This window comes from Catonella sp. (assembly GCF_052173895.1).
GTDB lineage: Bacteria > Bacillota > Clostridia > Lachnospirales > Lachnospiraceae > Catonella.
Map to the genome: position 1 here is coordinate 1 of NZ_JBQMXS010000018.1, position 23,993 is coordinate 23,993.

The window sequence follows — 23,993 nt, forward strand, 5'->3', positions numbered from 1 at the left end:
GTACTCGGAAACGAATGCGCCCTCTCAGCTCTGAGTTTCCGAGTACCTTACAAAGATAGGGGCGTCACTTAGTACATTAATCTCTTCCATCAATAAGCAAGCCTTTACTTCGTCCACTCTAACATAAGTTAAATTCACTTAACTATTATACACCAAACAGCCCCGTTTGTAAGCGTACTCGGAAACGAATGCGCCCTCTCAGCTCTGAGTTTCCGAGTACCTTACAAAGGGAGGGGCGTCACTTAGTATATAACTCATGTATATTACAGAAGAAAGGCTTGCGGCAACTCGCAAACCTTCCCCCTTAAACTATATTTTACTTCTTAATTTTTCTTTACACCAAGCTCTACATTCTCACCATTGATACTCCACTCCTTAGCGTAACCATCAACACTTCCGGTTACAATATCCGTAGCCATTACATCTGTTAGGATACTCTCTTTATTCGCCTGCATAAGAGTCTCAAGCTTGTCATTTCCCTTAGCAAAAACAGTAATCTTATCCATTACCTCAAAGCCTGCTTCCTTACGCATAGTCTGAATCTTGCTGATAAGCTCTCTTACAAAACCTTCTTCTATGAGTTCAGGTGTAAGATCTCTGTCAAGTACCACAGTTATACCATTCTCAGACTGAGTTTCAAATCCCTCTACCTGAACTGCCTCATAAAGCAGGTCATCCATAGCAAGCTCTTCATCTATGCCACCTACATTAAGTACAGTCTTTCCTGTATCCTTAAGTTCTGCCATTACCTTAACTCCATCTACATTTGCAAGCACTTCCTTAAGGGTGTTAAGTCTGCTGCCAAATCTCTTACCCAATGTACGAAGTTGTGGCTTAAAGGTATATCCACTGAACTTACTTACATCATCAAGCATTGTTATATTCTTAACATTTAATTCTTCCTTAATTATATCCATATACATTTCAGGAAGTATATTTTTGCCAGTGGCAAAATTTACATACATATTTCCGATTGGCTGACGGTTCTTAATATTTGCTTCATTTCTTCCGGCACGACCAAGTACAACTATCTCAAGCACCTTCTCCATATTGTCTTCAAGCTCTTTGTCGATATGGCTTTCGTCAACCTTAGGGAAATCGCAGAGATGTATACTCTCAGGAGCAGCTTTATCTATACTTCTAACAAGATTCTGATATATCTCCTCTGTCATAAAAGGAATCATAGGCGCTGCTGCCTTACTTATCTCTACAAGAGCTGTATAAAGGGTTAAATAAGCATTAATCTTATCCTGTTCCATTCCCTTTGCCCAAAAACGGTTACGGCAGCGTCTTACATACCAGTTACTCATTTCATCTACAAAGTTAAGAAGTGCCTTAGCAGTCTCAAGTATACGGTAGTTATCAAGATTATCCTCTACAGCCTTAATTGTAGAATTAAGCTTTGAAAGCAACCATTTGTCAATAATTGCCAACTTATCATACTCTAATTTATACTTAGTAGCATCAAATTCATCTATATTGGCATAAAGCACAAAGAAAGCATAGGTATTCCAAAGTGTGCTCATAAACTTACTCTGTCCCTCAGTTACAAGTTTATCTGAGAAACGGTTTGGGAGCCAAGGTGCACTATTAGCATAGAAATACCAACGGATAGCATCTGCACCATGCTTTGCAAGCGCCTCAAAAGGATCTACTGCATTTCCCTTTGATTTACTCATCTTCTGTCCATTTTCATCAAGTACATGGCCTAACACAATTACATTCTTATACGGTGCTTCATTAAAGAGCAGGGTTGACTCTGCAAGAAGTGAATAGAACCAGCCTCTAGTCTGGTCAACTGCCTCAGAAATGAAGTCAGCAGGGAACTGCTGTTCAAAAAGTTCTTTATTTTCAAAAGGATAGTGATGCTGTGCATAAGGCATAGCTCCTGAATCAAACCAGCAGTCAATAACCTCCGGCACTCTGTTCATTTCCTTACCACATTCAGGACACTTAATCGTTACATTGTCAATAAATGGACGATGAAGTTCTATGTCATCAGGACAATTAGAACTCATTTCCTTAAGCTCTGCCTTACTTCCTATAACATGAACCTTTCCACACTCACAAGTCCAAGCAGGGAGTGGAGTTCCCCAATATCTGTTTCTAGATAACCCCCAGTCCTGTACATTCTGGAGCCAATCACCAAACCTTCCCTTGCCTATATTTTCAGGTATCCAGTTAATCTTTGCATTATTTTTAAGCAGGTCATCTCTTACTGCTGTCATCTTAATGAACCAAGTTTCTTTTGCATAGTAAATAAGTGGACTGTCACAACGCCAACAATGAGGATATTCATGCTCGAACTTAGGGGCATCAAAAAGAAGTTTTCTATTCTCCAAATCCTGTAATACATCAGGGTCTGCATCCTTTATAAATTTACCTGCAAAAGGGGTTTCCTCTGTAAGCTCTCCTTGTTCATTTACAAACTGAACAAATGGAAGTTCATAGTTTCTGCCAATCCTCGCATCATCTTCACCAAAAGCAGGAGCAATATGCACTATACCTGTACCGTCTGACATAGTTACATAACTGTCCATAACAATGAAATGTCCCTTTTTATTCTGCTTAACAGCAGCCTCACCTGCACATACAAAAAGCGGCTCATATTCTCTTTTTTCAAGGTCGGAACCCTTATATCTCTCAAGTACCTCATATGCCTTGGTTTCTTCATTACCAAGCACTCCAAGCACCTTATCTAACAAAGCTTCCGCCATATAATAAATAAAACCGTCCGCAGCCTTTACCTTCACATAGCTTTCATCTGGATTTACACAAAGAGCCACATTTGAAGGCAAAGTCCAAGGAGTAGTCGTCCAAGCAAGGAAATAAGCATCTTCACCTACAGCTTTGAACCTTACTACTGCAGAACGCTCTTTTACATTTTTATATCCCTGTGCAACCTCATGTGATGAAAGCGAAGTTCCACATCGAGGACAATATGGTACTATCTTATGACCTTTATACAAAAGTCCTTTCTTCCATATTTCTTTTAATGCCCACCATTCAGACTCTATAAAGTCATCATGATAAGTAACATAAGGATTGTCCATGTCTGCCCAGAAACCTACTGTTCCTGAGAAATCCTCCCACATCCCCTTAAACTTCCAAACAGACTCCTTACATTTCTCAATGAAAGGCTCCATTCCATATTCTTCTATCTGTTCCTTACCATTAAGCCCTAAGAGTTTTTCAACTTCTATCTCAACAGGAAGTCCATGTGTATCCCAACCAGCTTTTCTAGGTACCTTGTAGCCCTTCATTGTTTTATAACGAGGAATCATGTCCTTAATAACTCTTGTTTCAACATGACCAATATGTGGCTTACCATTAGCAGTTGGCGGTCCATCAAAGAACATATAAGTAGGTGCATCAGCCCTGCTCTCTATGGATTTTTCAAAAATGTTATTATCTTTCCAAAATTTAAGTGTAGCCTTTTCACGATCTACAAACTTCATATCAGTTTTGACTTCTCTATACACTATACTCTTCCTTCTTTCCATAAAAAAATGTTAGAGGCAAATCCTGCCCCTAACATGGTAAAATAATTTTATACTATTGTCAAGTGTGATATTCACTGCATTTTAATAGCTTGAACACTATCTATTTTTCTTAGTAGTTCTCCTAAGTCCAATAAATGCCTCCGGTGTCATCTCATTGAAATTAGAAGGTGGAACTATTTCTCCTATTTTTATAAGATTATATGCCTCATTTATCTTATACAGTGTATAGCCTTGCAGATAACTTCTCCCGTTTTCTTTCACACAGCCTGTGGAATCCGTATCCGCTCCTAACAAGGCATTTTCTCCTTTAAATGTACCTTCTAAAATATTTACCAACTGTTTTTCAACATTCGTATGCATCATTTTTATTGCAGATGTCAATACTATGTTATATTTTCCATTCTTTCCATCGTCATACTGGTCAGTATCACAACCTATCACCTTTAGTCTTTTTGTATTCTCATCTTCTTTTATAGCCTCAAACACTCCCACACCTGCAGCTCCTGCTGCTGCAAAAATTATATCACATCCTTTTGCAAGTAATTCTTTGGTTATAGTCTTGCCTTTTCCCTTATCCGAAAAGCTTCCTATATAATTTCCTCCTACATTTACTCCCCTAACATCTACTCCTGCATATGACTTAATCGCAATACATTCAACCTTATAATGATATCGTGTATTGGCATAATTAACACCTGCCTCAAACCCCAGCTGATAATTAACATTTGATGGAAACGGCTTACCTGTAACAACTGCAACCTTTTTAGTCCTAGTTTCAAGAGCAGCTGAAATTCCTGCAAGAAATCCACTCTCCTGCTCCTTAAATTCCATTGCATAAACATTGTCACACACTATTTCGTTTCCATGCTCATCCACTGGATGTCCATCCACAAGAATAAATTTTTTATTTGGATAAGTTTTAGCAACCGATGCAAGTCCTGAAAAGTGAAAACCACAACATACAACTACATCGTAATCTCCCACAATATCGGACAAAGTCTCAATAGCTGCATCTGCCTCTCCTGTTAACTCTCTAATAGGAGTCACATCAGAGTTCGGATGCTTAGCAATAAATGCTTTTATCCCTTCATAAATATCTTGATTAAAATTACCATCATCAATCCCTGACGGACTGGAAACAATAGCTATCTTCAATCCTTCATCTTTCACTAATGCCCCAAATCCAAAACCCTGTTTTCCTTTTTCAGATGTACTAATAATTCCTGTACCATTACAAGCTGTCAAAATTAAAGTTCCAGCAACTAAACTCGCAAAAAACCTCAAAATTTTACCCATTTTTACCTCATTTCAACGAAATTTTCAGAAACTAATACATCCCCCTCAATTTATTATGTCACATCTTTCTAATTACTATTATACACAATTTATGTAAATTTTCAATAATTATACCATAAAAACTGTAAATTTCTCATATAATCTGATATCTATAAGATTAGCTTATAAATTATCGTTAAACTTTTTAATTTATACTTCATATTTAGAAAAGGCATTTATTCTGAAAGCATCAAAATAAATGCCTAAATACAATCAACTTAGGAATACCGTAAAAAAAATTTATAGTTGTCTTGTCTTGTCTTGTCTTGTCTTGTCTTGTCTTGTCTTGTCTTGTCTTGTCTTGTAAAATTATCTTTTTTTCTATCATATCTGTCAAGTCCTTTTCTAAATTTTTTATAAACTTATTATAGCAAAATTAAGCAATTATTTCAATGGTTATATTTTTGCAAATATAATGTATTTTCTCTAATTAATAACAAATTATCCCTTAAAATTAGCTGTTAATAATGTATAAATATTCAAAATAGTTTTTTTAAATTGCCCACTCCGTAGCTTTTTCTCTATAATGTATAAATTTTTTATAAACATTTGATTTTTCCATTAATTCAGAATGTTTTCCACAATTTTCAATTCCACCTTTATCAAGTACTACAATCTGATCTGCATTTTTGACTGTATTTAGCTTGTGTGCTATCACAATAATTGTCTTATCTTTCAGTAAACAGTCAAGAGCCTGTAAAAGTTGTTTTTCATTTTCTGGGTCAATACTTGAAGTAGCCTCATCTAATATTACTATTTTACTTGGTTTTAACATAGCCCTTGCAATGGATATTCGCTGTCTTTCCCCTCCTGACAAATTAGAACCTCCTTCTTGTAGTACCGTATCATATCCATTGGGTAAATTCATAATAAATTCATGGCATCTTGCCTTCTTTGCAACCTCAATCATTTCTTCATCAGTAGCATCAGTATTACCAAATTTTATATTATTTCTCACCGTATCATCAAATAAATACACATCCTGAAATACAAAACTAAAATTTGCCAAAAATGCATCATAATTATAGTCTTTTACATTTCTTCCATCTACAAGTACCTCGCCCCCTGTAACATCCCAAAATCTGGATATAAGATTACAGAGTGTTGTCTTACCACTTCCCGAAAACCCTACTATAGCAGTAGTCTTTCTTGATGGTATAGTAAGATTAATATTATTAAATAATTCACCATCTCCATAAGAAAAACTCACATTCTTAAACTCTATAAAAGGCTCTTTCAGCTCTGTAATTTCTCCTTCATCAATAACTTCTAAGGAACGGAGTTGCATTACAGATTCTAAATCCTGTACTGCTATCCCCTTTAAGTTCTGCATTCCACCAAACATTTCAATTCCTGAAAATACTACAAAACTTGATACTATTAACATAATTGCTTTAGTTTCATTAATACTTCCAATAATATACCTATGAAGAGCTAAACCTATGATTGCAACTACTCCCACCTTAAATACTGCCAAGTACAAAAGCTGAATTGGTGCTACCAGCTTTTCTATATCAAGGAAACCTCTTCTTGTAGCAGATATACTGTCTTCTAACTCCTTTGCTACTTCTTTATTCTTTCCAAATGCCTTAAGTACGCTTATTCCCTTTACATACTCAAGAGTTTTAGCACTTAAATTTATTCTAATCTTCAGCAAAACAGAAGTCAGCTTATCCATTTTTTTCTGCACAAGTCCATTGATTGTAATTCCTATTACAATCGTTCCTAAAATAACAAATCCTGTAATAGGATCAAAAGGAAAAATGAAAATTGCCATCATTACGGTTTGAATAGTTCCGGCAATCAGAGCCGTTATAATTAACGTCCCAATTGTTTCCAGTTCTGTAATAGCTGTAGACATCCTTCCTGTCACATTACCCAAACTGTTATCGTTGAAATATCCCATATTTACCTTTTTCAACCTATCACCGACAATAAGTCTGTTTTCTGCTCCTAAACTGTAAGAAACTATATTTTTATTTTTATCTCCGAAAAATCCAAATATAATTTTGCCTACTACACCGATAGTTTCAATTAAGATTACTGTATACACATCATTCATAGTTATAGACTTATTTTCAAATATATTTTCACATATTTTCATAAGAATAAATAATATTCCACCAATCATAAAACTTTCAAAAAACGATTTAAAGGTATTGAAGATAAGCATCTTTGTAATCCTATAGGACTGCTTTCCGGCCACAATATATAGCTTTCTAATTAACTCTATCATTCTTCTCCCCTCCTCTTATCAATCTCTCCTATATGAGCTGCCCAAAGTTCTTTATAGATATTACTTGTTTCAAGAAGTTCTCTATGAGTACCTTGAGCAGTAATTTTCCCTCTATCCATTACTAAGATTTTATCTGCATTTATTATAGTAGAAAGTCTATGAGCTATCATTATAACCGTCTTACTTTTAATCAGCTCATTTATAGATTTCTGTATCTCTGCCTCATTGTCAGGGTCTGAATAAGCCGTAGCCTCATCTAAAAGTACTATAGGGCTATCTTTTAATAAGGCTCTGGCAATAGTAATACGCTGTCTTTCTCCTCCTGAAAGAGTATCTCCTGAATCCCCTACAACTGTATCATATCCATCTTTAAGACTCATAATAAAATCATGACAACTTGCCTTCTTGCAGGCTTCCTGTACTTCATATAAAGTTGCATCTGCCTTTGCAAATCTCATATTTTCTAAGATACTTTTTCTAAACAGGAAATTTTCCTGAGAAACATAGGTAACCAAATCCATATTTTGGCTCAAAGGCATCTTCGACAAGTCTGCATTACCTATATAAATATGTCCCGAAAATACATTCCAAAAACCTGCAACAAGCTTTGCTATTGTAGACTTTCCTCCTCCTGAATAACCTACTATAGCTGTAAGCTCTTTTTCTTTTGCTGTAAAAGAAAGATTTTCAAAAACTTTTTTTTCACTGTCATAACCAAAACTCACATTATCAAATCTAACATCAAAGGAAGAAATTTCTAAATTTTTATCTCCCCTTTCTAACTCAGGCATGTCCATTACCTTATTTATCTCATTCCAAATTACCCCTACATTTGCCATCGTATCCGCATGGCTCATAGCCTTGATAAGTGGTCTGTAAGAACCATACGAAAGTAACATTCCCATCACTACTACACTTACGCTAATGCTCCCTGTCATATAAAGATAAAGAGTAGTAGGAAGTACAAAAATCAATGTAGAAGGTAAGCTATCCATTGCTGCAGTAGTTGCAAAGCAAACGTGGAGATACCAGTCAAGCATAGCATCCCTGTTATTGTTTACTGCCTCCTTAAACTTTCCATAAGAAGATGCTGACTTATTAAATGCCTTTATTACCTGTATACCTCTTATATATTCAACGATGCTTGTATTCATTGCCTTAGATGCCTCCTGATAACGCTTCGACCTTTCTGCATAGCCCGACATCATAAGTGTTGAAAATAAGAATCCCACCGGCAATGTAAGTAAATTTGCCACACCTATCCTCCAGTCCAGTGTAAAAATTATTACAACTATAACTACAGGTATAATTATATTGGCAAGCACTTCAGGTATTACATGGGCAATAGGTTGTTCAAGTTTATCCAAGGTCTCAACCATAAACTGCGACCATTGTCCACTACTCTTTTTTTCAATCTCTCCCATTGAAAGTCTGCTAAGTTTTCTTGTAAGTTCTTTTCTCTCACTTTCAATAATGCGAAAAGCCAGATTGTGAGAAGTAAGTGTAGAAATTTCATGAAAAATTATACTTAAAATCAGTCCTGCAAGTATTAAAAATAAATCATTTACAAATACTCCCTCGCCACTTATTGCCTCGCCACTCATCATTTTTACCACAATATCTGCCAAAGCATAATATGGAATTATACTAAATCCTACTCCCACTATAGCCATCAGGACAGAAAAAATAATCTGCCCTGTATGATTTTTTAATACCTTCACTTCAATCTCCTCCTTAATCTACCTTTAAATTTATAATTTTTTCCCAAGCATAATTTTGAACCTTGGACATAAGGTTTATTATCTCCACCGCTTCCTCATAAGGATAACCATGTGTTATCACTTCAAAAAGCGGAGTAAGCGACATTGTTGCAACTATATGTATCTCCGTATCAGAAATTTCGGTAGGATTAAGCCCATTTTTTCTGGCAGTTTCAATAAACTGCTTGGTTAACTTTGTTTCAATGTCAACTAGATTCTCCCTTATATGCTCAAATCTTGTACCTGTAGAATGATTAAACATAAGCTGAAACTCATCATAATTTTGATAAATAAGTTCAAGTACTGCCACTGCTCCATTTACAGAATCTTCAAACAGTTCATCAGGACTTTCTACTATATCATCCATCAATGAATCTGTACATTTGTCAAACATTTTCAATAATTTTAAATAGGCAGGCTCAACCAGAGTATAGAACATCTCCTCTTTATTTTTAAAATGCTTGTACAAAGCTCCAGCTGTAAACCCTGCTTTTCTTGCTATTGAACGCATAGACGCCTTCTCAAATCCCAATTCCAAAAATTCCTGTTTTGCATTATTTAATATCAGAATATGCGAATCATTTTTATTATTTAGCAAAATTACCTTCCTTTCTAAAATAGTAAACACCGTTTACTAAAAGGATACCACTCACTAAATTTGTTGTCAATATATTTATCTTTATTTATTGAATTGAAATTTTAAAATAGTTACTTAATAATAAAAAAATCTGATATATTTTACTATATCAGATTCTCTTAATAATCTGCTTTCGTTGCCTATATTAAGAGCAAGCTCTCATATAGGCAACTTAGCATATTATCTTAATAGTTAGCTGTAATTGCCTATATTGAAAGCAAGCTTTCATATAGATAAACTCAGCATATTATTTTGTAAATTGTGATGCTATCTCATTATAGCTCCATCCTGTCTGAAGTTCGAAAGTTCCTACCTTCAGTTTAGATGCATAACCATTATTAACTAGATACTTATTAAACTCGGCACTATTATCAACTAATCCCATAGCTTTTAAGGAGGCTGCAACCTTTTCAGAACTCATCCCTGCAGTAATTGAAAAATTAACTTTACCTCCAACAACCTGTGGCTCAGGCTTTTTAGGTCTTTCCATAGGTTTTGTAGGCTCGGCAGGTTTTGGATTCTCTATTGTTTGTGGTTTTTCTATATGATTTACTTCATTTATGGGTTTTGGATTTTCAATAGTCTTTGGTTTCTCTACAATTTTCTGTTCCTCAACAGGTTTAGGTTTTTCAACAGCTTTAGAACTCTTCTCTGATTTTTTTTCTGATTGAGGTAAGTCTTCTTTCTTTTCTACCTTTTCTTCCGATATTTTATCATCTTCCTTAGGTAGCTTATCTTTAAGTGAATCAAGCTCTTTCTCCTGAAATTCGCTTACTGTCATCATTCCAAGTTCTCTTGCTTTTTGCCTTATTTCATCATCGCTTAAAGCCTTTCCCGAACTTCCATAAAGAAAATACATAATTGCAGCTGCTAAAATGGCTCCTACTCCTATGCCCCTTAGCAAATATTTTACTTTCACTTAATTCCCTCCATTATTTACCAAATAACCCTAGTACAAGCTGAACTTCACCCTGTCCTATTCCAAGTTCTTTAGATATTTCAACTACCGATTTACCTTCCTCTTTCATTGTTAAAATCTTATCATTCATTGAAATATCTTCTGTCCTTTTAGAATCTTTTTCAACCTTTACCTCTACTTCCGACTGTGTTTTTACTTCCTGTTTCATCTTTGCTTCTGCAACTTTCTTCTGCTGCATCTGTACTAAAGCCTCTGCCTGAGTTGAAACCTGCTCTGGAAGTTTAGGTTCCTGCTGTACTTGTTTTGGCTGCTTTGTAATCACTGTCTGTCTTACTTCCTTAACCTTCAATATCTTATCATCCAATTCATGGTTAAGTACCTTAATTCGTTTCTCTTCATTTTCAAGTTCTTTACGCATACCATCTATTTTAGCAGAAAAATCTTTCAAACTCTCACTTTTTTCATTGAGCATATCATATAAGAAAATCACCTCTTTATGATTCTGCTCAATCTTCACCATCAATTGGCTACTCATTTCATCCATTGCAAGCATCTTATTATTTGTAAGTTCTGACATTTGGCGACTGCTATCACTTAGTTTCTCCTCAGCAATATCAGCAACTCTGGTTTCAAAGCTTTTTTCAACCTTAGCTATCACCTTTTTTAAACTTTCATCACTCAGTGCTTTCTGCCTTATCTCTTCTGCAATTTTTTCCTGTTCCTGACTATTCATTCCAGTATTTTCTTTAATAAAAAAACTTGCTCCAATACAGGCCACTCCTGCTACTATACATCCTATAATTATTATGTCCATAAATCCTCACTTACAATTTTATGTCTATTCTACTCCCCACCATACCTGTAAACTTATCTATAAGCTCAGAAGATTTTTTCTCTTCTTTATTTTTCTTTTTCTTGCGAGCATAATATTCATTCTTACTCTTTTCTCTTGGGTCAAATCCGTCCCGACTCCACTCTGCATTATCTGCTTCATTAGTCCTTGTAAGTTTTCTATCAGTCTGTTCATCCACTTTCTGTGCCAAAAACTTTTGTTCTGCCGGAATCTTATTTTCTGCAGAAGTTCTATGAATAGATGCCTCCTGACTTCTATTAGGCATCAGATAGTTATCAATATTCTGAATCGGCATAATTTTCTCCAGTTCTAATAAAGAGGTGTTGCTATTACATCAGCACCATCCTTTATAAATCTTACACTTTTAAGTATATCCCTTATATAAAGTACTGCATCTACTACTGCTATCTTAACTCCGGGATAAACTATGTTGCCAACTTCTATTACTCCTCCATCTTGTGTTTCTATTTCTTCATGCAAGGTTAAAAACTCTTCCTGCATAAAGCCTATATTATCATTATCCCTTTTATATTCTTCTGCGAGAACTCTAAAATGTGACAATTTTTCCGGAGTAAGCTTTTCTCCGTTATTAAGTTTCCTGCTATATAATTCAATGGACTTACCGGCCATCTCCATTCTCTGTACTGTTTCTTCTATTTTATTCTGAAGATTTTTATATTGCAATAACAAAGCCGGATCTACTCCCACTTCTAGGTTAGTCTTAGTACCCATCTCAGAACCGGCATTCTTTATCCTTATAAGAGTCTGTGATCTAATAGTTCCACCGTTTACATAGCCTTTCCTGCTATTTACTATTACATCCCCTTTAGCTGATACATCGCTATGAATAATTGCATCAGCCACCACATATCCACCTGACTGTACAGTAGCATTCTCCAAAAATTTAGCTATAATATTGCCTTCAGACTTTAAAATACCTTTACCCATACCACGAATCCCATGTTTTAGTATTATCTGTCCTCCGGCAGATATTTGGACACCTTCTACTGTTCCTCCTACAATTACATCTCCAGTTGCATTTATCTTAAATCCATTTATTACACTGCCTCTTACTTCAACATTTCCATCATAATCAATATTCCCTGTAGAAATGTCAACATCCTTTTTGATAACTAATGTATTTGATACACATACTTTATTTTCTTCATCAAGAATTACATGACCTGAAACTTCACTTATAAGATGAAGACCATCATCAGAAAGTGAAATATTCTGTCCATATTTGAAATTAAGCCTCTCTACCTTATTAGGCCTTACCATACGGCCTCTTACATCTCGTCCTGCCCTGCCCTCATCTTCTTTTATAAGCTCAGCAAGTTCATCTCCGGCAGTCACTCTTGCAATTATATCCAAATCATAAAAATCTACAGCACCATCTAAACCCTCTTTTGGCTTAGCCTGTAAATTTGTATTAAATTTATATATTATTTTTGCATCATGTCCATTTACAGGCCTTTCCCCTCTTGCAATTATATAGTCTACATAGTACTGCCTGTCATTTAAATACCTATCTATTTCTGCTTCTACTATTCCAAATTTAATCCCATTAAGAGCTAAATCTTTCAACAGTTCTTCCTTAGTCATAAGCCTTCCACCTGCCGATGGAGGAAAAAAAGTGCAAACTGCCTGCATCCCATCCTCAGAGATTCTGATTTTCATCTGCTCATCTTCATAAAACTTTCCTTCTACATTAGTCTTCTTATAGAACATAATCCTTTCCCTTACATGAATCTTGTAAAAACATCCATATAATCCCCTAGTTTTTCTTTCAATTTACCTAGCGCCTTCGTATGAAGTTGAGATACTCTTGACTCAGATACTGAAAGCACCTGACTTATTTCTTTTAAAGTCAATTCCTCATAATAATAAAGTGCTATCACTTTCTGTTCTTTATCAGTAAGACCTTCTATTGCTTCTGCCAAAGACTTCTTTAATTCATTCTTTTCAAACGCTTCTTCAGGCTGTTCAAAGCTCGAAATACCCAACTTTCCTTTAGAATTATCAGCAACCAAATCACTCCCCTGCTCAAGATAATCATCTAAGGAAATGATTCCCGAAAGGTTTGCCTGACTTTTCCAACTATCATAATCTTCTAATGATATTCCGAGCTCTGTTGCTATTTCTTCTTCTGTAGCCAGCCTTCCATATTTTTCTTCTATCGCTCTTTCAGCTGTTTCAATTTTTTTCTGACGCTGACGCATAGTCCTTGGTATCCAGTCCATCTTCCTTATCTGATCAAGAATGGCTCCTTTTATCCTCAGGCTTGCATAAGTCTCAAACTTAACGCCTTTTACATAATCAAACTTATCTATAGCATCTATAAGTCCAAAGATACCATAACCTACCAAATCATCATATTCCACATTATAGCCAAGGTACATTGACATACGCCCTGCAATTATTTTAACAAGACTTGAATATTCAATAATCAGTTTTTCCCTAAGTTCCTGTGTCTGTTTTTTGGCATATTGCTCCCATAGTTTTATGCCATTGTTTTCATCTGCCATAGACAGCTATCTCCTCTATATGACAAATCAACTGATTGTACTATCATTGTCACTATCGTTAGTATTTTCCTGTACATTTTCTTCATCAGCCTTGTCGTTATGGTCATCATCACTTTCTAATTCATTCCCCATATCAAGTATCTTGATAAGAGCCTTTCTTACAAGACTACCAATCATCAAAAAAATTATAAGTACAACTAATAACGTCTTCAATGTATATAACGCCTCATACCTGTTATACAGGCAAATAAACATTGTAATTGCACCTGCTGAAAGCATAACAGTAGCAGGCAGATATCTGTATTTCATATTTCCTTACTTCCCTTACCGACAGCTTTAATCAAAAGTACACCTGTTGAAGAATAAAACTCTATAGTTCTTCCATAATTAAGACCGGTATCAGATGCAATAATTGGTATGCCCAGCGACTTCAATTTAGCCTTAACTGCCTCTACATTTCTGTCTCCTACCCTTAGCATATCGTTTGAATTTGAAAACGCAAACATCTGCGCTCCACCTGCAATTTTTGCAACCATAGAAGTCTTTCTTGCACCTAAGGCTATCATCTGCCTCAAGAGTTCGTCCAGTCCTGTATCTGCAAACTTAGCTATATTAGTATTATTTGCAATTTTAGTACTGTCCGGCAGCATGCAATGTAGCATACCACTCACCTTAGTTGTCTTATCATATACTACAGCTCCTACGCAGGAGCCAAGCCCGAGTGTCGTAAGGTTGTCAGGAGCCTTACACACTTTAAGATCACCCATTCCAACTTTTATCATTTTTTCCATAATAAACCTAATCCACAGGCAGACTTTACTGCCTGTGGCTCTCTCAAACTTTTATTGTATTAGAATCACAAACCAAGAGATGTCAATATTTTATTATACGAATCAATTGTAGGCGTAAGAATAAAATAGCCTGTCACATCATTATCATCTTCCATAAACTGTGATTCGATTAATAATGCCTTATCTCCAAGCTTTCCAAACTCAATAGCCGGTACACTAAGTATCGCCCCTGCCATGTCTATAGACAGGTATGGAATCGACTGATTTATCTTCAAATTAGTCATTGAAGATAAAGACGATATATATGCACCTGAAATAATATTACCTAACTCCTTAAGTGCAGACAGCGACATCTCATCAAGTTCTGCATCCTCAGGTGTAGTACCTACAGGTCTACCAAAAAGAATATCCACCAATCCAAAAGCTGACTTTGTTTTCATCATAAACATCATCATTCCATTGATATCTTCATCAAGAGTCACAAGGATTCCTACAACAATAGTCTCAGCTCCTCCCATTATCTCATGAAGTTCATCAAAGCTTAAAAGATCCACCTTAGGAACATTCATATCCACTTTGGTATTTAACATGCTGGAAAGTGCTGTAGTTGCATTACCAGCTCCAATATTTCCAAGTTCCCTCAGAACATCAAACTGCATTCCATCTACATTATTTAAATCAAAATTTGCCACTAGCCTACCTCCGAAACTATGCCAGTTCCCTTTCCTTCTCTATAATCACATTCTGCATATTAAGCAAGGAAATAAGTGTATCATGAGTTCTTCCAACTCCTAACAAGTATTTTGCTTTTTCTCCATTATTGCTATTAGATGGTTTCTCTATTGAATCATCAGATAAGGTAACGACTTCTTTAACCTCATCTACCAAAAGACCTATTGAACCATCTAAGTCTTCCAGCTTAATTATGATAATTCTTGTAGCATTGGTAACTTCATCATCACTAAGTCCAAATTTAAGCCTAAGACTCATAACTGGAATAACCTCTCCACGAAGGTTAATTATTCCCTTAAAAAAGTGCTGCGACTTAGGAACTCTTGTAATCCTAGTCATTCTCACTATATTATCAACATAGCTTATGTCTATTCCATACTGCTCTGTGCCCAGTTTGGTGACAATATATTGTTTTGATTCTACTTCTAAACTTCTATTTTCCATGAGTTTATACTCCTTTCAAAATCCGAACTAAAGTAATACATTTGCATCTAAGATAAGCGCAACTTCTCCATCACCGAGTATGGTTGAGCCGCTTATCAGCTTAGGAGTATTGATATACTTTCCAATCGACTTGATAACTATCTCCTGCTGTCCGATAAGTCCGTCAACTACAAGTCCTGCAAGTTTATCAGCCTTTCTTACAATTACTATTACCACATGGTCTGTCTTAGTTTCTCTGTCCGGAACATCTAAAAGTGAATCAAGCCTAATAAGAGGAATAACTGTTCCACGAAGGCTTATTACTTCTTTGGACTGAACATATTTAATATCGCTCATAGGTACTTCTTCGATTGTCTGGATGCTTGCAAGAGGAATTGCATATTTCTCATTACCGAGCTCAACCATAAGTGCCTGTACAATAGCAAGAGTAAGTGGAAGTCTAATAGTGAAACTACTTCCTGCTCCACGCTCTGTCTTACACTCAATAGTACCTCCAAGAGACTCTATATTAGTCTTAACTACATCAAGACCAACTCCACGCCCTGATACATCACTTACCTGATCCGCAGTAGAGAAACTTGGTGAGAAAAGTGTAGATATAGCTTCTTTGTCTGTAATTGTATCAATCTGGTCAGCAGGAACAAGACCCCTTTCAACCATCTTTTTCTTAACCTTATCTACATTGATACCTGCACCATCATCACGAACTTCAATAACTACATTGTTTCCTTCCTGATATGCATCAAGGAAGATTGAACCCACTTCCGGCTTACCAAGACGAACTCTCTCTTCATTTGACTCAAGTCCATGGTCAGCTGAGTTTCTAAGAAGATGCATAAGAGGATCACCGATTTCATCCACAACAGTTCTGTCAAGCTCTGTATCTTCACCTGTCATATAGAGTTCCATCTTCTTGTCAAGTTTCTTAGACAAGTCTCTAATCATACGAGGGAACTTCTGAACAGTACTTTCGATAGGTACCATCCTCACCTTCATCACAGTTTCATGAAGGTTTGTTGTAACAGTTCCAAGATATTCAATCTGCTCATTGAAGGCAGACATATCGCCACTGTCCCTCTTATCTGTAGTACTCATTGATACAAGACCATTCTTTGCAATAATAAGCTCACTTACCTGATTCATCAGGCTGTCCAGTTTCTCTATATCTACACGTACTGAACGACTTACTACAGGCTTACCCTTACCCTTTGCCTTTGCATCTGCCTTTGTATCCTGCTTTGCTGCTGGTGCAGCCTGTGTTGCAACAGCAGCAGGTGCAGGCTTAGGTGCCTCTTCCTTCTTTGGTTCTTCTACTTGTTTAGGCTCTTCAACAGCCTGTGCCTCTTCTATCTGTTCAACTATTACTTCTTCTATCTCTAAAACATTTTCTATTGCAGCCCTTACTTCACTCTCAGATTCTTTAGTAAGCAATATAAGACTAAAGTCAAAGTCAAATTTTTCATCTTCAATTTCTTGAACTGAAGGACTTGAAATTATTATTTCACCAATTTCTTCAAGTGCTTTGAAAACCAAAAAAGCCCTTGCAGCCTTAAGAAGGCAAGATTCCTGTATATAAACTGTAGCTCCAAATACATTCATCTCTTCTTCATGCGCCTTCTTTATTGCATGTTCCTCAACTTCAGTAAGCTTAATATTTTTATACTTAGCCTTATCACCTGAATCGCCTTGTGTTCCTGACTCTTCTGCAACAGCAACTGCTGTAGCAGCCTGAGCAGGAGCAGCCGGCTCTGATGCTCCTCCACTTAAAAAGTGGTTAAGTTCATTGATAATAGCCTCATTATCATTATCACCTTCATCAGAAGTCTCCTGAATTAAATCCAAGTATTCCTGAATGGCATCCAGTCCTCTAAAAAGCGTATCTACAAGACTGTCATTAACCTTCATCTTACCTTCACGTACTGCTGAGAAAACATCTTCCATGTCATGGGTGAGATGTTGCATCCTCTTAAATCCCATTGTTCCTGCCATTCCCTTTAATGAATGGGCAGAACGAAAAATTTCTGCAATAGCATCGCTATTATCAGGCTCTTTTTCAAGAACCATAATCTGATCGCTTAAGACCTGAATATGCTCCTTAGTCTCATCTACAAAAATATCCAAATATTGACTTGTATCCATCTAATGTACCCCCGTCGCTTTTACTATAGCATCGGCAATCTGATCGAGTGGCAGAACCTCATCTACCAACCCGGCTTCAGCTACCATCCTAGGCATGCCGTACACAGTACATGTCGGCTCATCCTGAGCTATAACATAAACATTGTTTGTTTCTTTCAACTGTCTTATTCCTGCTGTTGCATCGGCTCCCATTCCGGTAAGTACTACACAAACTATCTTATCGTAGCTACTCCCTGAAAGAGATTCATACATAATATCTGCACAAGGCCTTAGCCCTCCTCTTGGAGGATCTTTTTCAAGAGAAATAAAATTTTCTCCCGACTGCTCTTTAACCCTTAGCTGATACCCACCTTTTGCAACATAAATCTGGTTGTCTACAAGCATATCACCATCACTTGCTTCTTTAATGCTTATAATACTACTGTCTTGAAGTCTGTCAGCTAAAGACTTCGTAAATCCTTCAGGCATATGCTGGACTATAATCATTCCTCCACCAATTTTATTTGGCAGTTTTGGAATTACTGCCTGCAATGCCTTTGGCCCTCCTGTAGAACAAGCTAAGGCTACAAGTACCTTTCCATTGCCGGTTCCCGTCCTTTTAGGATATATAATCTTTCTAGAATCAGTATAAAACTTCAGCCCACCCTCTTTTTCCGACTGAGAATCAGCTGTACATTTGCAAGCCGGTAACTTTACTGCAGCTTCAAGGCTCCCTATCAAATTATTTTTAAAATCTTCTTCTCTGACTTTAGCATAATTATCAGGCTTTAATACAAAATCAAAAGCCCCCAGTTCCAAAGCCTTTATTGTTTCTGCTGCTCCTTCCTTCACAAGAGTACTGACCATAATTACAGGAATTTTTATCTTTTCCTTGCCTATCTCTGCAAGCAGTTCCAGACCATTCATCTTAGGCATATTAATATCTAAAATTACTGCATCATAGCCACACCTGTCTTTAAGAAGTTTACCGAGTCCCTCCAAACCATCACGAGCAATGTCCTTAACCTGAAATCTTCCATCAGACTGTATTATATCAGATATTACTCTTCTTAGGAGTGCAGAGTCATCAATTAACAAAATATTCTTCATTTCTACTATACACACCTCTCTCATTGATACTAAATTCTATCATCTTACAAGTTCTCTTTATTTCTATTCCTTCGCTCTTCTTCAAATACAAATCTTACAATAGCATCTCTTGCAGATTCCCTCAATCCTAAAAACTTAGTTCTTATTTCTAGCTTTGTAGAATCAACCGATTTTCTAAGTGAATCTATAATAGTCATCAATAAAAAATATTCTTTAATCTGCTCCCCCGATTTAAGACTTATAGCTAGAATTGCATTTTCTTTTTTCTTTATTTCCTTATCTGATAAATATTTTACACCGCCTCCACTTAAATCTATTACAACACACTCATCCCAGTCGTTTGTATTACCGGCAACTAAATCTATGTACCTGCTTTTATTTTCTCTTACCAGCCTACTTTCTCCAATAAAATCATTTAATCCCTTTTTCTCTTCATCAGTCATTATGTGAAACTTGGCATTCATCGAACATTGTAGCCTGTAAAACTGCCTTCTCTGAGTTTTCTCAAGTTCTGTGATAAGCTTGACTACCATCACCGCAAGGCTACCTTCAAAGAACCTTTCTGAAACAACGGTTCTTCCAGTCAATATTCCCTTTGCTGTATAAAAGTACATTATACTTTCTTCACCAAGTTCAAGCGGAACAGTTATTGTTTTATTCATCGGCATCATAAGTTTTAATGTAACTTCATCTATTACATCAATTACCTTACTCCCAAGCTCATCCGGCTCTCCTGTATCTTTCCTTATATAAGCCTGCCTTATTATATCAACCTTATCTCCAATTGAAATAGAATATTTTCCCATTATATTACTCACACCCTTTCTTTTACCTGCTTAAAGTCCTGCGCAATGTTTCTGAAAATATGCCTGCAAGCCCCCTTCTTTTTAGCTCTCCTATAGTTTCCTGTCCTGTTATCATCCTAGCTATATTATCTATCGCCTTTGCTGCATGAGAATTTGGAAAGGCTGTAACCAAAGGCTGTTGTTTCATTATTGCCTTGCTTACACTTTGGTCAGATGGTATAGCTCCCAGATACTCCAAAGAAATATTAAGAAACTTATCTGCTACAACACTTAGCTTTTCGAATAATTCTCTTCCGTTCTTCTCGTTTCCAACCTTATTAGCTATCAGTTTAATATGACAATGCTCCCTTGCAAATTCCGGCTGATGATCCAATGTTTTTAATAATGCATAAGCATCAGTAATAGATGTCGGCTCCGGAGTCGCTACTAAAAATACTTCTGCACTTGACATTACAAACTCTATAACATGCTCTGAAATTCCCGCTCCGGTATCTATTATTACAACATCCGCCTGCCTATCAAGTTCTGAAAGCCTTGCAGACAGATTTATAAGCTGTTCCTTTGTAAGATTTGTCATCTCCCTTATACCTGAACCTCCCGAAATAAAACCTATATTTTCGGGTCCTTCAGCTATTATTTCTGATAAAGACTTTCCCCTAAACATAAGATCGGAAAGATTATACTGTGGCCTTACCCCAAGCATAACCTCAATATTAGCAAGACCAAAATCAGCGTCCAAAACTACAGTCTTTTTCCCCATTCTGCTCAAAAGAATCGCAAGATTTATAGCTAAATTCGACTTTCCTACACCGCCCTTGCCACTTGTAATTGTAATAACTCTTGACAATGCCGGTACAGCACTGCCTGCCTTAATTATATTCCTTAAATTTTGTGCCTGATCCATATTATTCCCATTCTATTAGTTTTACTGCTTTTATGACAATAACTGTTTGGCAATTGCCTGTGTGTCAGCCGCACATATATCATCCGGAACATTCTGTCCAAAGGTCACATATGATAACCCTGAGCCTGTTCTCATCAGAATGTTGTATATATTGCCAATTGTTCCCGTTTCATCTACCTTCGTAAAAATAATTTTATAATTTGTTATATCTTTATATACTTCAGTTATTCTATTTAAATCTCCATACTTAGTTGTAGCTGAAAGTACTAAATAGACTTCCCTGTCTTCTTCCGGTATCGCACTTATAAGCCTCTTTAATTCATCTATCTGTTCTTTATTTTTATCTGATCTTCCGGCAGTATCTACAAGTACAACTTCGTACTTATCCAAAGTTTTTCTTGCTTCTGCTATTTCTCCTGCAGAATACACTACACTTAAAGGTACTCCTAGAATATTAGCATAAGTCCTTAGCTGCTCCACCGCCGCTATCCTATATGTATCAGCTGTAAGTAGCCCTACTGTCCTCTTTTCCTTAATTTTAAAAGCCGATGCTATCTTTGCTATTGTAGTAGTCTTTCCTACACCTGTAGGTCCTAAGAAAAATACATATTTAGTCTTTCCCGGCATAATATTTATAAGACTAGGCTGACCAAGTTTTAGTACCAGTTTTTGATATACAGCACCAAGTATACGGTCAAGCTGTGCATCTTTTTTGATAGAATTTTCTATCTCACCTGTCAATTCCTTTATATATTTCTCATCCACCTCATTATTTTTAAGCTGTTTATAGATAAGTTGCATACAGGCTGTAAGATTACTTTCTTTCTTTTCCAGACCTGCTCCCTTATCCCATGCCGCCGCATCTTCTGCTATGCTTTTATCTATGTCTATACTGTCTGAAAAATCTCCATGCACTTCCTGCTGTTTTTCTGCCTGTTCTACTACCTTTGAAACATCCCTTATTTCTTTAATTTTAGAATCATTTAACTGTTTCTCAAGAAGTCCCTGTAAATCATTAAGTTTTTTTTCGATAGCAGAAACCTCATTTACAGCAGGTTTTTCCGGCAATTTATTAGGAACTTGTTCTAACTTAGGTTTTTTTTCCATATTTTCATCAATTGCTGCCGTAACTTCTACATACGGTTTTCGTAAAAAGCTAAAAAAGCCTTTCGGTGTTGTAGTTTTAATATTCATAACTACAGCATCCCCACCTAGTTCCTCCTTTGCAAGAAGAATAGCATCCTTCTCAGTTTCTGCTTTAAATTTTTTGATTATCATACAGTTACCATCCCTACCGATTGTAATTCAACATTCGATTCTACTTCGTTATATGAAAGCACTATCAGATCAGTAAAATAATCCATTGTAAGCTTTTTGAAGTACATCCTTACTATTGGTGAAGTTATTACTATCGGAGCCTTTCCTAATTTGTCCAACTTATCAATTTCATTTTTCAAAGAATCCATTATATTTTGAGCAAGAGCCGGATCAATTGTCAAGTAAGCTCCCTGCTCAGTCTGTTTAACGGAATTCATAATTTCCTGTTCTATCTTAGGGTCAAGAGTAATTACACTTGTAGACTCAGACTGTGGGAAATATTTATTGGATATCGCCCTCTTAAGTCCCTGTCTTGCATATTCTGTAAGCACATCAGTATCCCTTGTTGTTGTTGCATAATCTGCAAGAGTTTCCAAAATACTTACAAGATCTCTTATGGAAATACCCTCCCTTATAAGATTTTGAAGAACTTTCTGAATTTCACCTACACTCAAAAGCTTAGGTACAAGCTCAGAAACAAGAGCCTGATCCTTATCCTTTATATTATCAATAAGATTTTGTACATCCTGTCTTGTAAGAAGTTCCCAAATATGCCTTCTTACTATTTCTGTAATATGTGTTGCTATAATCGAAGGAGGATCTACTACAGTATATCCAAGCGTCTCAGCTCGTTCTCTCTGTGCTTCTGTTATCCAGGTTGCCGGCAGATTAAAAGAAGGTTCTACTGTAGGTATTCCCGTAATTTCTTCGTCAACATATCCCGGATTCATTGCCATATAGTGATCGAACAGTATTTCTCCTTCACTTACCGGAACTCCCTTTATCTTAATCATATACTGATTAGGATTTAACTGTATATTATCTCTTAACCTAATAATTGGAACAACACAGCCTAATTCTAAAGCTATCTGCCTCCTAATCATTACAACTCTGTCAAGTAGGTCTCCACCCTGATTAACATCTGCAAGCGGAATAATACCATATCCAAACTCCAGTTCTATTGCATCTACCTGTAACAGGGCATTTACATTCTCAGGCCTCCTAACCTCCTCAGCAGCCTCTTCTTCCGCAGTAACCTCATCCTCAATTTCTTCTATATTAAGATTTGTTGACATTCTCCATCCTGCTATTATGAAAAATGCTCCCATCGGCACAAAAATAACCGTACTAAGAGGGGTTGCCACACCAAAAAATAGAAGTGCTGTACCTACAAGATACATAACCTTCGGAATCGAAAACAGCTGCTTTGCAAGAATATCTCCAAGATCAGCCTCCTTACTTACCTTAGTTACCAACACACCTGTTGCTAGTGAGATAAGAAGAGATGGAATCTGAGAAACTAGACCATCACCTATAGTAAGTATCGAATATCTGTTAAGTGCTTCATTTACATTCATTCCCCTCATCACTCCAAGAGCTATACCACCCCCAAAGTTAATCACAGAAATGATAAGACCTGCAATAGCATCTCCCTTTACATACTTACTGGCACCATCCATTGAACCAAAGAATGATGCCTCATCCTGAATCTTCTGTCTTTTTTCTTTTGCCTGCTCATCTGTAATAGCTCCTGTATTAAGATCTGCATCTATAGCCATCTGTTTACCCGGCATAGCATCAAGGGTGAATCTTGCAGAAACCTCAGCAACTCTCTCTGAACCTTGGTTTATAACTATAAACTGAACTATTACCAAAATAAAAAATACTATAACTCCTACTACAAGGTCACCACCACCAACAAACTCACCGAAAGTTCTTACAACATTGCCCGGATCTCCAGTACGAAGAATCAACTTTGTTGAAGAAATATTAAGCGAGATTCTAAATATTGTAGTAAAAAGCAAGATAGTCGGAAAGCTCGACATATCAAGTGCCTCTTTAGAAAACATTGCATTAAAAAGAACTATCATTGCCAAAGACAGGTTGACTGCAAGCAATACATCCAAAAGCACGCTTGGAATAGGAATTATAAACATTATTACAGAAAGAAGTACAAAACTGCCAATCCCAAAACTCGCTTTATTTCCCATCTAGCCTGT

Annotated in this window: 20 protein-coding genes; all 20 read right to left on the reverse strand. The window is 36.4% G+C overall.

Going from position 1 to position 23,993, the window contains the following annotated elements:
* Positions 1-323 precede the first annotated feature (323 nt).
* A complete protein-coding gene (ileS, locus tag ACTTG8_RS05495; protein ID WP_442561153.1) occupies positions 324-3,482 on the reverse strand; it encodes an isoleucine--tRNA ligase in 3,159 nt (1,052 codons plus the stop codon).
* Between the two features lie 117 nt (positions 3,483-3,599).
* On the reverse strand, positions 3,600-4,799 hold the full coding sequence (locus ACTTG8_RS05500; protein WP_442561119.1) for a BMP family lipoprotein: 1,200 nt from the start codon (positions 4,797-4,799) through the stop codon (positions 3,600-3,602).
* A 532-nt stretch (positions 4,800-5,331) separates the two neighbouring features.
* Positions 5,332-7,074 carry an ABC transporter ATP-binding protein gene (locus ACTTG8_RS05505; protein ID WP_442561120.1) on the reverse strand — a complete coding sequence of 581 codons (1,743 nt, stop codon included), beginning with the start codon at positions 7,072-7,074 and terminating at the stop codon, positions 5,332-5,334.
* Complete coding sequence (locus ACTTG8_RS05510) at positions 7,071-8,795, reverse strand: ABC transporter ATP-binding protein (protein WP_442561121.1); 1,725 nt, start codon at positions 8,793-8,795, stop codon at positions 7,071-7,073. Before ACTTG8_RS05510 ends, ACTTG8_RS05505 begins: the two co-directional genes overlap by 4 nt.
* Positions 8,796-8,808: 13 nt before the next feature.
* The gene (locus tag ACTTG8_RS05515; protein WP_442561122.1) at positions 8,809-9,432 is read right to left on the reverse strand and encodes a TetR/AcrR family transcriptional regulator; all 624 of its coding nucleotides are present in this window, start codon (positions 9,430-9,432) and stop codon (positions 8,809-8,811) included.
* A 286-nt stretch (positions 9,433-9,718) separates the two neighbouring features.
* A complete protein-coding gene (locus tag ACTTG8_RS05520) occupies positions 9,719-10,390 on the reverse strand; it encodes a hypothetical protein (protein WP_442561123.1) in 672 nt (223 codons plus the stop codon).
* Positions 10,391-10,403: 13 nt separating this feature from the next.
* Positions 10,404-11,204: a DUF6115 domain-containing protein gene (locus tag ACTTG8_RS05525; protein WP_442561124.1), complete on the reverse strand. Its 801-nt coding sequence runs from the start codon at positions 11,202-11,204 to the stop codon at positions 10,404-10,406.
* A 10-nt stretch (positions 11,205-11,214) separates the two neighbouring features.
* Entirely contained in the window at positions 11,215-11,538 is a 324-nt protein-coding gene (locus tag ACTTG8_RS05530) for a hypothetical protein (protein WP_442561125.1), read from the reverse strand.
* Positions 11,539-11,552: 14 nt separating this feature from the next.
* On the reverse strand, positions 11,553-12,974 hold the full coding sequence (locus tag ACTTG8_RS05535) for a DUF342 domain-containing protein (protein WP_442561126.1): 1,422 nt from the start codon (positions 12,972-12,974) through the stop codon (positions 11,553-11,555).
* 11 nt (positions 12,975-12,985) lie between these two features.
* Positions 12,986-13,771 (reverse strand): FliA/WhiG family RNA polymerase sigma factor, encoded by a 786-nt coding sequence (locus ACTTG8_RS05540; RefSeq protein WP_442561127.1) that lies wholly within the window; start codon positions 13,769-13,771, stop codon positions 12,986-12,988.
* A gap of 27 nt (positions 13,772-13,798) precedes the next feature.
* Positions 13,799-14,080 (reverse strand): hypothetical protein, encoded by a 282-nt coding sequence (locus ACTTG8_RS05545; RefSeq protein WP_442561128.1) that lies wholly within the window; start codon positions 14,078-14,080, stop codon positions 13,799-13,801.
* Positions 14,077-14,562, reverse strand: a complete 486-nt coding sequence (locus ACTTG8_RS05550) for a chemotaxis protein CheD (RefSeq protein ID WP_442553203.1) — start codon at positions 14,560-14,562, stop codon at positions 14,077-14,079. The genes ACTTG8_RS05545 and ACTTG8_RS05550 overlap by 4 nt, the downstream gene beginning before the upstream one ends.
* 65 nt (positions 14,563-14,627) lie before the next feature.
* Positions 14,628-15,254: a chemotaxis protein CheC gene (locus tag ACTTG8_RS05555; protein WP_442561129.1), complete on the reverse strand. Its 627-nt coding sequence runs from the start codon at positions 15,252-15,254 to the stop codon at positions 14,628-14,630.
* A 16-nt stretch (positions 15,255-15,270) separates the two neighbouring features.
* Entirely contained in the window at positions 15,271-15,738 is a 468-nt protein-coding gene (locus ACTTG8_RS05560; RefSeq protein ID WP_442561130.1) for a chemotaxis protein CheW, read from the reverse strand.
* A 27-nt stretch (positions 15,739-15,765) separates the two neighbouring features.
* A complete protein-coding gene (locus ACTTG8_RS05565) occupies positions 15,766-17,877 on the reverse strand; it encodes a chemotaxis protein CheW (protein ID WP_442561131.1) in 2,112 nt (703 codons plus the stop codon).
* Positions 17,878-18,966 carry a chemotaxis-specific protein-glutamate methyltransferase CheB gene (gene cheB / locus ACTTG8_RS05570; protein ID WP_442561132.1) on the reverse strand — a complete coding sequence of 363 codons (1,089 nt, stop codon included), beginning with the start codon at positions 18,964-18,966 and terminating at the stop codon, positions 17,878-17,880.
* Between the two features lie 44 nt (positions 18,967-19,010).
* On the reverse strand, positions 19,011-19,772 hold the full coding sequence (locus ACTTG8_RS05575; protein WP_442561133.1) for a flagellar brake protein: 762 nt from the start codon (positions 19,770-19,772) through the stop codon (positions 19,011-19,013).
* Positions 19,773-19,794: 22 nt separating this feature from the next.
* Positions 19,795-20,676 carry a MinD/ParA family protein gene (locus ACTTG8_RS05580; RefSeq protein WP_442561134.1) on the reverse strand — a complete coding sequence of 294 codons (882 nt, stop codon included), beginning with the start codon at positions 20,674-20,676 and terminating at the stop codon, positions 19,795-19,797.
* 30 nt (positions 20,677-20,706) lie between these two features.
* Positions 20,707-21,954, reverse strand: coding sequence for a flagellar biosynthesis protein FlhF (flhF, locus tag ACTTG8_RS05585; RefSeq protein WP_442561135.1), 1,248 nt, complete (start codon positions 21,952-21,954; stop codon positions 20,707-20,709).
* Positions 21,951-23,984 (reverse strand): flagellar biosynthesis protein FlhA, encoded by a 2,034-nt coding sequence (flhA, locus tag ACTTG8_RS05590; RefSeq protein ID WP_442561136.1) that lies wholly within the window; start codon positions 23,982-23,984, stop codon positions 21,951-21,953. The genes flhF and flhA overlap by 4 nt, the downstream gene beginning before the upstream one ends.
* Positions 23,985-23,993: the final 9 nt, after the last annotated feature.